The following is a 13167-nucleotide window of genomic DNA, read 5'->3' on the forward strand; positions in this document are numbered from 1 at the left end:
CCCCCGACAACACCACCGTCTTTAACCACCCGCCGCAACGGCTTCGACGACATCACCTGATCCGGCCGCCCCGGCGGGTGGTTAAAGACGGTGGTGTTGTCGGGGGTGGCCGGTAGGCTCGTAGGCACGATGACCGACGACATGTCTCCCGCCGAGCGGTACGCGGCGGCCCGGAAGCGCGCCACGGAGCAGGCCACCGCGTTGGCGCCCTTCCGCGAAATGTACGACTTCGCACTCGACCCGTTCCAGCTCGAGGCCTGCCGGGCGTTGGAGGACGGTCGGGGCGTCCTGGTGGCGGCGCCGACCGGTTCCGGCAAGACGATCGTGGGCGAGTTCGCGGTGCACCTGGCGCTCACCACGGGCCGCAAGTGCTTCTACACCACGCCCATCAAGGCGCTGTCCAACCAGAAGTACAACGACCTCGTCGCGCGCTACGGCGCGGACCGGGTCGGTCTGCTGACCGGCGACAACAGCGTGAACGGCGACGCCCCGGTGATCGTGATGACCACCGAGGTGCTGCGCAACATGCTCTACGCCGGGTCGCAGACCCTCGCCGGCCTCGGCTACGTGGTGATGGACGAGGTGCACTACCTCTCCGACCGCTTCCGGGGCGCGGTGTGGGAGGAAGTGATCATCCACCTGCCGGAGTCGGTGACGCTGGTCTCCCTCTCGGCGACGGTGTCCAACGCGGAGGAGTTCGGCGACTGGCTGGACACCGTACGCGGCGACACCAGGGTGATCGTCTCCGAGCACCGTCCGGTGCCGCTGTTCCAGCACGTGCTGGCCGGGAGGCGGATGTACGACCTGTTCGAGGAGAAGGACAACCGGCGGGCGGTCAACCCGGATCTGCTGCGCATGGCGCGGATGGAGAACAGCCGCCCCGGTGGCAACGGCGACCGGCGGCGTCCCAAGCGGGAGGCGGACCGGGAGCGTGAGCGGCGGCAGCGCAGCCGGATCTGGACGCCGAGCCGGGCCGAGGTGATCGAGCGGCTCGACGCCGAGGGGCTGCTGCCCGCGATCACCTTCATCTTCAGCCGGGCCGGCTGCCAGGCGGCGGTGCAGCAGTGCCTGTACGCGGGGCTGCGGCTGAACGACGCCGACGACCGATTGCGGGTCCGGGAGATCGTCGAGGCGCGTACGGCCGCGATCCCGGACGAGGACCTGCACGTCCTCGGCTACTTCGAGTGGCTGGAGGGCCTGGAGCGCGGCATCGCGGCGCACCACGCGGGCATGCTGCCGACGTTCAAGGAGGTCGTCGAGGAGCTGTTCGTCAAGGGCCTGGTCAAGGCGGTCTTCGCCACCGAGACGCTGGCGCTGGGCATCAACATGCCCGCCCGTTCGGTGGTGCTGGAGAAGCTGGTCAAGTGGAACGGCGAGCAGCACGCCGACATCACGCCGGGTGAGTACACGCAGCTCACCGGCCGCGCCGGGCGGCGCGGCATCGACGTCGAGGGGCACGCCGTCGTGCTGTGGCAGCGCGGCATGGACCCGGGCGCGGTGGCCGGCCTCGCCGGTACGCGCACGTACCCGCTGCGCTCGTCGTTCAAGCCGTCGTACAACATGGCGGTCAACCTGGTCGACCAGTTCGGCCGGCACCGCACCCGGGAGCTGCTGGAGACGTCGTTCGCGCAGTTCCAGGCGGACCGCGCGGTGGTCGGCATCTCGCGCCAGGTGCAGAAGAACGAGGAGGGCCTGGAGGGCTACCGGGCCGGTATGACGTGCCACCTGGGCGACTTCGAGGAGTACGCCCGGCTGCGCCGCGAGCTCAAGGACCGGGAGAACCAGCTCGCCCGGCAGGGCGTCGCGCAGCGCAGGGCGCAGGCCGCCGCGGCGCTGGAGAAGCTGCGCCCTGGGGACGTCATCCACGTGCCCACCGGCCGGTTCGCCGGTCTGGCCCTGGTGCTCGATCCGGGGCTTCCGGCGGGTCGCAGCCACGGCCGTCGGGATCTCGACCACCACGACGGGCCGCGCCCGCTGGTGCTCACCGCGCAGCGCCAGGTCAAGCGGCTGGCCGGGGTGGACTTCCCGGTTCCGGTGGAGCCGCTGGACCGGATGCGCATCCCGAAGAACTTCAACGCGCGCAGCCCGCAGTCGCGCCGCGACCTCGCCTCCGCGCTGCGTACCCGGGCCGGGCACCACGAGCCCGGTCGGCACCGCAGGCAGCGGTCGGCGGCCGCCGACGACAGCGAGCTGAGCCGGCTGCGTGCCGAGCTGCGCGCGCATCCCTGCCACGGCTGCGACGAGCGGGAGGACCACGCCCGTTGGGCCGAGCGCTACTGGCGGCTCAGGCGCGACACCCGCCAGCTGGAGCGGCGGATCGAGGGCCGTACGAACACCATCGCCCGGACCTTCGACCGGGTCTACGCGCTGCTGTCCGATCTGGAGTACCTGCGGGGCGACGAGGTCACCGAGGACGGCAGGCGGCTGGCCAGGCTCTACGGCGAGCTGGACCTGCTGGCCGCCGAGTGCCTGCGGGACGGCGTCTGGGAGGGGCTGGAACCGGCCGAGCTGGCCGCGTGCGTGTCGGCGCTGGTGTACGAGTCGCGGTCGGCGGACGACGCGTTGGCGCCGAAGCTGCCCGGCGGCCGCGCCAAGCACGCGCTGGGTGAAATGGTGCGCATCTGGGGCAAGTTGGACGATCTGGAGGAGCACCACCGCATCCACCAGAGCGAGGGTGTCGGGCTGCGCGAGCCGGACGTGGGCTTCGCCTGGGCGGCGTACCGGTGGGCCGAGGGCGCCGGGCTGGACGCCGTGCTGCGGGAAGCCGACATGCCGGCGGGCGACTTCGTGCGCTGGTGCAAGCAGGTCGTGGACGTGCTGGGCCAGATCGCGGCGGCCGCGCCCGGGGACGGCGGCATCGGCCGGAGCGCCCGCCGCGCGGCGGACGCCATGCTGCGCGGCGTGGTCGCCTACTCCTCTGTGGGCTGAGCCCGCCGGGCCGACGCCCGGGGCCGCCGACGGTTGTCCGTCGGCGGCCCCGGGCGTTCCGGAGGTGCGTCACTCGGCCTTCGACTCCCGTATCCCCGCGCGGTGTTGACCGGTCGGCGGTTCGGCGGCACGTTGGTCGGTGGTGGCGGTGCGGTGTGGGACCGCCCGCCTCGGGGAGGACGTCGTGCGCGCTGTCCCGCTGTTCGGCCGGTTCCGTCGCCTGGGGTGTGTGGTGGCGGTGGCCGCCGTCGTCGCGACGCTGTGCTCGGCGGCCGGCGCGGCCGGCCGTCCCGATCCGGCCGGTGGGCTGCGGATGAACCAGCTCCAGGTGATCGCCACCCACAACAGCTACCACCGCGAGGTCTCCTTCGCCGAGCAGAAGCTGATGGAGCAGCACGACCCGAACTTCCGCAACCTGCTCTACAGCCATGCCTCACTGCCCGTGCAGCTCGCCGAACAACGCGTACGCGGTCTGGAGTTGGACGTCTTCCCCGATCCGCGCGGCGGTCTCTACGCCCGACCCCTGATCCGCGCCCTGGCCGGTCTGCCGCCGCTCGCGGACCCGGCCTGGCGGGAACCGGGCTTCAAGGTGCTGCACTGGGCGGACTTCGACTACCGGACGAACTGCGTGACCTTCCGCTCCTGCCTACGGCAGCTCAGACGCTGGTCGGACAGGAACCGCGGGCACGTGACCGTGCCCGTGCTGCTCGAACTCAAGCGCACCGACCCGCGGTTGGAGGACGCGGGCGGCGCGAAGAGCCCGCCGTGGGACACCGCGATGCTGGACGCGCTCGACGCCGAGATCCGCGCGGTCTTCCCCGAGGGCCGCATGGTCACCCCGGACGACCTGCGCAGGCCGGGGCTGACGCTGGAACGCTCGGTGCTGCGGTACGGCTGGCCGAAGGTCGCCGACACCCGGGGACAGGTGATGTTCCTGATGGACAACGACGACCAGCGGCTCCAGGACGCCTACCGCGCGGGCGGCCGGGAGAGCCTGCAGGGCAGGGTGCTGTTCACCGACTCCCGCCCCGGCCGACCCGACGCCGCGTTCGTGAAGCAGAACGATCCGACGGGCGCGAACCGGGCCGTGATCGCCGACCTGGTCCGCCGGGGCTACTACGTACGGACCCGGTCGGACATCCCCGTGGCGCAGGCCGCCGACGGCGACACCCGGATGCTGCGGGCGGCGCTGGCGTCCGGCGCGCAGCTGGTCTCCACGGACTTCCCCGTGCCGGGCATGGCCGCCCGCCACGGCTCCGACTACACGGCGGCGCTGCCGGGCGACGGCCGGGCGGTGCGGTGCAACCCGGTCACCGCACCGGGGCGGCGCTGCCCCCACGGCCCGCTGGAACCGGCACGGGGCCGGTAGTACCCGAAGCCCCCGACTCGTTCTCCTGCTCGGCCTCGACGCGGGCGTTCCACTCGGGCTTCGCCGCCTGCCAGCCGTCCTCGTTGTGCCCGAGCCGCCAGTAGCCGGAGACGGAGAGCCGGTCCCGTGGGACGCCGCGCTCCAGCCGCAGATGGCGCCGCACCTCCTTGACCCAGCCGGCCTCGCCGTGCACGAAGGCGTGCGGAACGCCGGGCGGGAAGTCGAGGTCGGCCACCAGGCGGGGGAGCGCGCTGCCCGTTCCGGTGCGGTGCAGCCAGCGCAGCGTGGTGCCGGGCGGTGCGGCCAGTGGCTGCTCCTCGGCGGGCCCGGCGACCTCCAGCAGCACCAGCGACGGCACGTCGTCGGGTAGCCGTTCCAGCGCGGCGGCGATCGCGGGCAGGGCGCTCTCGTCTCCGACGAGCAGATGCCAGTCGGCACGCGGGTCGGGACGGTAGCCGCCGCCGGGGCCGAGTAGCCGGATCCCGTCGCCGGGCCGGGCGGCCAGCGCCCAGGGGCCGGCGAGTCCGGCGCCGGGCCCGGACTCGCCGTGGACGACGAAGTCGACGGTCAGCTCGCGTGACTGCGGGTCGAAGCGCCGCACGGTGTAGGTGCGGGTGACGGGCCACTGGTCGCGCGGCAGTTCCTGCCGGACGCGCGCCATGTCGAAGGGCTCCGGGTAGTGCACGCCGGGGCGCGGGAAGAGGAGCTTCACGTAGGAGTCGGTGTACTCGCCGACGGGGAACCCGGTCAGTTCCTCGCCGCCGAACACCACCCTGATCATGTGCGGGGTGAGCCGCTGCTTGCGCAGGACGGTCATCAGGCGCGCGGTGGGTTGCTTGCGGGGTGCGCGTTCCGGCACGGCTGCTACTCCAGACGGTGGGGAGTGAGGTAAGCCTAAGCTAACACTCCCTCAGTGGCTCCGGTGCGGAGATTCAGGCGCCGGGGCGGCCGCCCAGTGTGGTGAGCAGTCGCTCCAGCGCGCCGCCCAGGCCCCACCGCCGGGCCAGCTCGGCGACCGCCTCCGGGTCCCTCGGGGTCGAGGGCAGCGTCGCGTCGAACCCGGCCAGCGGGACGTCGTCGGCCACCCGCACGACCTTCGGTGCCACGGCGAGGTAGGGCCGCGCCTCGTCCAGGCGGCGGCGCTGGGTGGGGGTGAGCCCCGAGCGCGGATCGTCGACGGCCGCCAGTACGCCCGGCAGGTCGCCGTGGGCCGCCAGCAGCTTCGCGGCTGTCTTCTCGCCCACCCCGGGCACGCCGGGCAGCCCGTCGCTCGGGTCGCCCCGCAGCAGCGCGAGGTCCGCGTAGCCGGACCCGCCGACGCCGTACTTCTCCCGCACCGCGGCCTCGTCGTAGACGGCGAGCTGTCCGACGCCCTTGACCGGGTAGAGCACCCGCACCCCGCGCTTGTCGTCGACCAGCTGGAACAGGTCGCGGTCGCCGGTGACGATGTCCACCGGGCCCGGCGCGCGGGTGGCGAGGGTGCCGATCACGTCGTCCGCCTCGTAGCCGGTCGCGCCCACCCGGGCGATGCCCACCGCGTCGAGCACGGCGTCGATCACCGGCACCTGCGGGCTGAGCGTGTCGGGCACCACCTCGGCGTCCGGGCCCTCCGCCGCCTCCTCGGCGACCCGGTGCGCCTTGTAGGAGGGGATGAGCTCCACCCGCCAGGCCGGTCGCCAGTCGAAGTCCATGCAGGCGACCAGGTCGTCCGGATGGTGGTCATGGACCAGTCGGGCGATGAAGTCCAGCAGTCCGCGCACGGCGTTCACCGGGGTGCCGTCCGGAGCCCGCACCGAGTCCGGCACGCCGAAGTAGGCGCGGAAGTAGAGGGAGGCGGTGTCCAACAGCATCAGGCGTCGTGTCGTCACACCGGTGATGATGCCGCACCGCGCTGACAGCCGCGGCGCGGCGGCTGCGGCAAGCGTCACCAAAGAGACATTTTCGTGATGCATGGGATCATGAGTTCTGGGCAGGTGCGGCCAGTCGGACTCCGGTCCGGCGCCACACGCACCACCCGTACCCGAGAGCGAAGGACCAACCACGTGGCCGCGGAAGAGAAGGTGAGGGGGCCGGGCGACGGCCCGGACGTCAGACCCAAGAGCCCCGCGAGGGGACGCCTGTCCACCGTCTCCCCAGGTGTTTTCTACCCGGCCGCCGCGATCATCATCGCCTTTGTGCTCTACGCGACGATCTTCCGGGACCAGGCGAAGGGCCACGTGGACACCATCCAGTCCGAGGTCGTGGGCGGCCTCGGTTGGTACTACACGGTGATCGTCTCGCTCTTCGTGATCTTCGCGATCTGGGTCGGCGTCGGCCGTTACGGCGACATCCGGCTGGGTCGGCACGACGACACCAAGCCCGAGTTCGGTCTCGGCTCCTGGCTGGCGATGCTGTTCGCCGCCGGTATGGGCATCGGCCTGGTCTTCTGGGGCGTCGCCGAGCCGCTGATGCACTACGCCTCGCCGCGCCCGGGCACCGGTGAGTCCGAGGCGACCCGCAGCGAGTCCGCGATGGTGCAGACGTTCCTGCACTGGGGCATCCACCCGTGGGCGATCTACGTCGTGGTCGGCCTGGCCGTCGCCTACGCCGTGCACCGCAAGGGCCGCCCGGTCTCCATCCGCTGGGCGCTGGAGCCGATCTTCGGCGACCGGATCAAGGGCGCCTGGGGCCACGCCATCGACGTGATCGCCATCGTCGGCACCGTCTTCGGTGTCGCCACCTCGCTCGGTCTCGGCGTTCTCCAGATCTCCGCCGGCCTGGACTTCAAGGGCTGGGTGAACGACCCGGGCAAGGGCCTGCTCGTCGCGCTCATCATCGGCATCACCCTGCTGGCCATCGTGTCGGTGGTCACGGGCGTCGCGCGCGGCATCAAGTGGCTGTCGAACATCAACATGACGCTCGCCCTCGGGCTGATGCTCTTCGTGCTGATCGCCGGGCCGACCCTGTTCATCCTGAACGGCTTCGTCCAGGACATCGGCGGCTACCTCCAGAACATCCTCCAGCTGAGCTTCGACACCGGCGCCAGCGCCGGCGACGCCGGCGCCGAATGGCTCAGCGGCTGGACGGTCTTCTACTGGGGCTGGTGGATCTCCTGGGCGCCGTTCGTCGGCATCTTCATCGCCCGGATCTCCCGGGGCCGCACGGTCCGCGAGTTCGTCTGCGGTGTACTCCTGGTACCCACGCTGCTGACCTTCTTCTGGTTCTCCGTCTTCGGCGGCTCCGCGCTGCATCGCGAGATCTTCGGAGCCGGCGGACTGGGCACCGACAACAACACGGTCAGCCGCGACAGCGCGCTGTTCCAACTGCTCGACACCCTGCCGGGCGGCGCCCTCGTCGCCGGTGTCGCGATGCTGCTGATCGTGCTGTTCTTCGTCACCTCCTCCGACTCCGGCAGCTACGTCGTCGACATGCTCGGCTCCGGCGGCGACCCGGACCCGCCGCGCTGGAGTCGCATCTTCTGGGCCGCGGCCGAGGGCGCCGTCGCCATCGCGCTGCTGGTGGCCAGCGGCACCGGCACGGCTGCGCTGGACACCCTCCAGACGACCGCGATCCTCATCGCGCTCCCGTTCAGCATCGTGATGATCGGCATGTGCGCCGCCACGATCAAGTCCTTCCACGCCGAACGCCAGGCGTATCTGGCGGCCAAGCGCAAGGAGCAGCAGGAGAGACTGATCGGTCACGCGGTCGCCGCGATCGAGGAGGGCCTGGAGAACGGCAGCCTGTCCCAGAACGGCGGTAGCGACAACGGCGAGGGCCCGGACGACGGCCGCCGCGGAACAGGCGGCGACCTCACCAAGAAGCGCTGATCCAGCCCGAATCGGGCCCTTCACGGGCCGGCTGACGGCACCCCCGGGAGCCCCTGGCGTACGACGCGCCGGGGGCTCCCTGACGTCCGAACACCGGATCACGGCTCGGTGACAACCGTCTCGGGGACCCCGCCGCACCTTGACCCTTAGGCAAGGTTTACCTTATTCATTACCTGCCGCTGGTGAACGCCAGAGGATGCGAGCTGTCGTTCCGCCCGGGACGGCGACACGAGGAAAGGTCCTTGCATGAAGAGCGAACCGGCCAGACGAGCCCGACTGCGTACCCTCGCCGCCGTCGCGGCCGCAGCCGTCGTGCTCCCCGCGGCCGCCGCCTGCGGCAGTGACAACGGTGACGGCGGCAAGGACGGCAAGGGCGAGAAGAACAACAGCCTTGTCGTCTACTCCGGCCGTGACGAGGCGCTGGTCGCGCCGCTGCTGAAGGACCTGGAGAAGGAGACCGGGCTCAAGGTCGAGGTGCGCTATGGCGACACCGCCGAGCTCGCCGCGCAGATCCTGGAGGAGGGCGACCGCACCAAGGCCGGGCTGTTCTTCGCCCAGGACGGCGGCGCGCTCGGCGCGCTCTCCAAGGAGGGCGTCCTCGACAAGCTGCCGCAGAAGTCCCTCGACAAGGTCGACGCCAAGTACCGCGGCGGCAAGGACGACTGGGTCGGCGTCTCCGGCCGCTCCCGCGTGGTCATCTACAACACCGACAAGGTGGCCGAGAAGGACCTGCCGAAGTCCGTCCACGAGCTGACCGACGCCAAGTGGAAGGGCAAGGTCGGCTACGCACCCACCAACGCCTCCTTCCACGCGTTCGTGACCGCCATGCGCGTCTCCGAGGGCGAGAAGAAGACCCGCGACTGGCTCACCGCCTTCAAGGCCAACTCGCCGAAGGTCTACGAGAAGAACGGCGCCGTGCGCGACGGTGTGGACGCCGGCGAGGCCTCGCTGGGCCTGATCAACCACTACTACTGGTTCGAGAAGCGCAAGGAGGTCGGCGAGGACAAGCTGAACTCCAAGCTGCACTTCCTGCCCGGCAGCGACCCCGGCGCGCTGGTCAACGTCGCCGGCGTCGGCGTCCTCAAGGGCGGCCAGAGCGAGGCCGGCCGCAAGGCGGTCGACTTCCTGCTCGGCAAGGACGCCCAGACCTACTTCGCGAAGGAGACCAGCGAGTACCCGCTGGTCGCCGGTGTCACCAGCCCGGTCGAGGGCCTGCCCGCCCTGAACACCCTCGGCGGCCCGGACATCGACCTGAGCGAACTGGACTCGCTTGAGAAGACGCTTGAGCTTCTCAAGGACGTCGGGATGGTCTGAGTCAGATGACCGCCACCCTCCGCCCGGCCGGTGCCAGCGCACCGGCCGGGCGGCGGCGCGCCCGCCGCCGCCCGCCCGCCGTGCTCGCCGTGCCCGCGACGCTCGCCGCCGCGCTGGCCCTGCTGCCGCTCGGCTACCTGGCGGTGCGGGCGCTGGAGAACGGCCCCGGCTACGCCTGGGACGTACTGGCCGCCGAACGCACCGTCGAACTGCTCGCCCGCAGCCTCGGGCTGACCGCCACGGTGGTCACCCTCTGCCTGCTGCTGGGCGTCAGCCTCGCCTGGCTCACCGTGCGCACCGCGCTGCCCGCCCCCCGGCTGTGGACGGTACTGGCCACCCTGCCGCTCGCCGTGCCCAGCTATGTCGCCGCGTTCGCCTGGGTCTCCGCACTGCCCGGGCTGGCCGGTTTCACCGGCGCCACCCTCGCCCTCACCCTGGCCTGCTTCCCCTACGTGTACCTGCCCACGGCCGCCGCGCTGCGCCGCGTCGACCCCGCCCAGGAGGAGGCCGCCCGCTCGCTGGGGCTCGGCGCCTGGCGGGTGTTCGCGAGGATCACCCTGCCGCAGCTGCGGCCGGCCGCCGCCGGCGGCGGGCTGCTCGTCGCGCTGTACGTGCTCTCGGACTTCGGCGCCGTCTCGATCATGCGCTACGAGACGTTCACCCGGGCCATCCACACCAGCTACCGCGCCAGCTTCGACCGCACCCCGGCGGCCGTGCTCTCCTGCCTGCTCGTCGTGCTCACCGTGCTGCTCGTCGTCGGCGAGAACCGCAGCCGGGGGCGGGCCGGCCACGCCCGCACCGGCTCCGGCACCGCCCGCCCCCCGCTGCGGCTGGGACTGGGCCGCTGGACGGCGCCGGCGCTCGCCTGGTGCACGGCGGTGGCCGCGGCCGCCGTCGCGTTCCCACTGGCCACGCTCGGCTACTGGATCGCCGTCGGCAACTCCGCCACCTGGGAGCCCGGCAGGCTCTGGGACGCCGTCCAGAACACCGTGACCGTCGCCGGGCTCGGCGCGCTCGCCACCGTGCTGCTCGCCCTGCCAGTCGGGGTGATCGCCGCCCGCTACCGGGGCCGGACCGCCCGACTGCTCGAGCAGGCCGCCTACGCCGGCCACGCGCTGCCCGGCATCACCGTGGCCCTGGCGCTGGTCTTCTTCTCCGTCCGCTACGCCTACCCGCTGTACCAGCAACTGCCGCTGCTGGTCGTGGCGTACGTGGTGCTCTTCCTGCCGCTTGCGGTCTCCGCCACCAGGTCCGCCGTGCTCCAGGCGCCGCCGGTGCTGGAGGACGCGGCCCGCTCGCTGGGCCGGCGCCCCCTCCAGGTACTCCGGGAGGTCACCGTCCCGCTGGCCGCGCCCGGCGTCGCCGCCGGTGCCGCGCTGACCTTCGTGGTGATCATGAAGGAACTGCCGGCCACCCTGCTGCTGCGGCCTACCGGCATGGACACCCTGGCCACCAGACTCTGGGCGGAGACCACCGTCTCCGCGTACGCCGCCGCCGCGCCCTACGCGGCCGCCCTCATCCTCGTCGCGGCCGTGCCCGCCTACCTGCTCGGAAGGCATCGCTCATGACAGACCTGCACATCAGCGAGCTCCGCAAGTCCTACGACGGCACCCCCGTGCTCGACGGACTCGACCTGGACGTGCCCTCGGGCCGGCTGGTCGCCGTGCTCGGCCCGTCCGGCTGCGGCAAGACGACCATGCTGCGGATCATCGCCGGCTTCCTGCACGCGGACGCCGGGCGGGTGGAGCTGGGCGGGCGCACGGTCGTCGGCCCCGGCGTCCACGTGGCGCCGGAGCGGCGAGGGGTGGGCATCGTCGCCCAGGAGGGCGCGCTGTTCCCGCATCTGAGCGTGGCGCGGAACGTCGCCTTCGGACTCACCGGGCTCTCCCGCGCCGAACGTGCCGCGCGCACCGCCGAGATGCTGGAACTCGTCGGGCTGGCCGGGCACGGTGAGCGCATGCCGCACGAACTGTCCGGCGGACAGCAGCAGCGCGTGGCGCTCGCCAGGGCGCTCGCCCCGCGTCCCGCGCTGGTCCTGCTCGACGAGCCGTTCAACGCGCTCGACAGCGCGCTGCGCGCCGGCGTGCGCGCGGACGTGCGCGACGCACTGCACGCCACCGGCGCCACCGCCGTCCTGGTGACGCACGACCAGCAGGAGGCGCTGTCCACCGCCGATCTGGTGGCCGTCGTACGGAACGGCCGGGTCGCCCAGTCGGGCACGCCGGAGGAGGTCTACCGCTCACCGGTCGACTCCTGGGTCGCGGCGTTTGTCGGCGACGCGGTGGTGCTGCCCGCCACCGTCGCCGAAGGACGGGCGCGCACCTGCGTCGGCACGGTCCCGGTGGCAGGCGGCGGCAAGGGGCCCGGCAGCGTGCTGCTGAGGCCCGAACAGCTGCGGCTGGTCGACCCCGAGGCGGCGGCCGTCAGCGGCGTCGTGCGGGACATCTGCTTCTACGGCCACGACTCGGTCGTCTCCCTCGACCTGGAGGGCGCGCCGGGGCCGGTCGAGGTCCGTCACCCGGGACCGGTGGTCGTGCGGCCGGGCGAGCTGGCCGGTGTCGAGGTCGTCGGTGAGGGGCTGCTGCGGGAAGCCGACCGCGCCGAGGACGCCCTGGCATGAGCGCGGCACCCCGCGTCGTCTCGCTGGTGCCCTCGCTGACCGAGGCGGTGGCGGTCAGCGCCCCCGGCCTGCTGGTCGGCGCCACCGACTGGTGCGAGCACCCGGCCGGGCTCGACGTCGTGCGGATCGGCGGCACCAAGAACCCGGACGTCGACCGGATCGTCGGCCTCGGCCCCGATCTGGTGGTCGCGAACGAGGAGGAGAACCGGGCACCCGACCTGGCCGCCCTGCGCGCGGCCGGACTCCCCGTGCTGGTCACCGAGATCCGCGGACTCGACCAGGCGTTCACCGAGCTGGACCGGCTGCTGGTGACGGCCCTCGGGCTGCGCCGGCCTGACTGGCTGGCTCGGGCCGAGGAGGCGTGGGGCGGGCTGCGGCCGGAGTTCGACGTGAGCGCCGTCGTGCCGATCTGGCGACGCCCGTGGATGGTGCTCGGGCGGGACACCTTCGCCGGGGACCTGCTGGCCCGCCTCGGCGTGCGCCAGCGGTACGCCGACCACGCCGAGCGCTACCCGCGCGTACCGCTCGCCGAACTCGCCGGGTGCGGCGCCGACCTGGTCGTGCTGCCCGACGAGCCGTACCGCTTCACCGCCGAGGACGGTCCCGAGGCGTTCCCGGGGCTGCCCGCCGCGCTGGTGAGCGGCCGGCACCTCACCTGGTACGGGCCGTCGCTTGTTCGGGCGCCACACGTGCTGGCCGAGCGGATTCGACAAGCGCTCGCATGACCCGGGGGTCCTGATCGGCCTCCGGGTGCCACCGCACCCCAACGCGAAGTGGTCAGGGTCGGCCAGTTCGACCGCCTTGATCAGCGCCAGTTCCCACGCGTCCCGCTCCCGATTCGGAGGTCCGGTCCCCGGCCCGCCGAAGAATCACTCCGATCCGGTCAAGGATCCGTCGTCCGCGGCGAGCGGTCGCGTACGCTCCCCCCGCAGGAGCCGGGCGGCGCGCCGGTCAATGGTGCAGCTCCAGACCTTTGGCATGGTCATCGGCGGCGGGGGCGTCGGCTGTGCGCGGCCCACGTCGAGGAGCGGCGCGGCAGTGCGGCGGCGCCCGCGCGGTGCTCGGTCTCCACCGCCCTGGCCGCCGCCGCGTCACCGGCCAGGACCGCCTCGGCCGGGTGGGTGTGGGGC

Annotated in this window: 9 protein-coding genes; 7 read left to right on the forward strand and 2 right to left on the reverse strand. The window is 72.6% G+C overall.

The features are described from left to right. Positions 1 to 129 precede the first annotated feature (129 nt). Together FNX44_RS15470 and FNX44_RS15475 are read left to right on the forward strand one after the other, a co-directional pair. The gene (locus tag FNX44_RS15470; protein ID WP_143648833.1) at positions 130 to 2928 is read left to right on the forward strand and encodes a DEAD/DEAH box helicase; all 2799 of its coding nucleotides are present in this window, start codon (positions 130 to 132) and stop codon (positions 2926 to 2928) included. 184 nt (positions 2929 to 3112) lie between these two features. Further along, on the forward strand, positions 3113 to 4297 hold the full coding sequence (locus FNX44_RS15475; RefSeq protein ID WP_323369371.1) for a phosphatidylinositol-specific phospholipase C1-like protein: 1185 nt from the start codon (positions 3113 to 3115) through the stop codon (positions 4295 to 4297). Here FNX44_RS15475 and FNX44_RS15480 read toward each other — a convergent pair. After that, complete coding sequence (locus FNX44_RS15480; protein ID WP_407699190.1) at positions 4239 to 5156, reverse strand: siderophore-interacting protein; 918 nt, start codon at positions 5154 to 5156, stop codon at positions 4239 to 4241. The two genes, FNX44_RS15475 and FNX44_RS15480, sit on opposite strands and share 59 nt — an antisense overlap. 73 nt (positions 5157 to 5229) lie before the next feature. Then, on the reverse strand, positions 5230 to 6147 hold the full coding sequence (locus FNX44_RS15485; RefSeq protein ID WP_143648841.1) for a 5'-3' exonuclease: 918 nt from the start codon (positions 6145 to 6147) through the stop codon (positions 5230 to 5232). Positions 6148 to 6339: 192 nt separating this feature from the next. Here FNX44_RS15485 and FNX44_RS15490 point away from each other — a divergent pair, with 192 nt between their 5' ends. From FNX44_RS15490 to FNX44_RS15510, 5 genes are all read left to right on the forward strand, one after another. Further along, a complete protein-coding gene (locus FNX44_RS15490; RefSeq protein WP_323369372.1) occupies positions 6340 to 8103 on the forward strand; it encodes a BCCT family transporter in 1764 nt (587 codons plus the stop codon). A 246-nt stretch (positions 8104 to 8349) separates the two neighbouring features. Next, complete coding sequence (locus FNX44_RS15495) at positions 8350 to 9417, forward strand: iron ABC transporter substrate-binding protein (RefSeq protein WP_143648835.1); 1068 nt, start codon at positions 8350 to 8352, stop codon at positions 9415 to 9417. Positions 9418 to 9422: 5 nt separating this feature from the next. Continuing rightward, positions 9423 to 10985 carry an ABC transporter permease gene (locus tag FNX44_RS15500; RefSeq protein WP_143648836.1) on the forward strand — a complete coding sequence of 521 codons (1563 nt, stop codon included), beginning with the start codon at positions 9423 to 9425 and terminating at the stop codon, positions 10983 to 10985. Further along, positions 10982 to 12037 carry an ABC transporter ATP-binding protein gene (locus FNX44_RS15505; protein WP_143648837.1) on the forward strand — a complete coding sequence of 352 codons (1056 nt, stop codon included), beginning with the start codon at positions 10982 to 10984 and terminating at the stop codon, positions 12035 to 12037. Before FNX44_RS15500 ends, FNX44_RS15505 begins: the two co-directional genes overlap by 4 nt. Further along, positions 12034 to 12762, forward strand: coding sequence for a helical backbone metal receptor (locus FNX44_RS15510; protein ID WP_143648838.1), 729 nt, complete (start codon positions 12034 to 12036; stop codon positions 12760 to 12762). Before FNX44_RS15505 ends, FNX44_RS15510 begins: the two co-directional genes overlap by 4 nt. The last annotated feature ends 405 nt before the right edge of the window (positions 12763 to 13167 follow it).

The sequence above is a fragment of the Streptomyces alkaliterrae genome, from assembly GCF_007097205.2.
GTDB lineage: Bacteria > Actinomycetota > Actinomycetes > Streptomycetales > Streptomycetaceae > Streptomyces > Streptomyces alkaliterrae.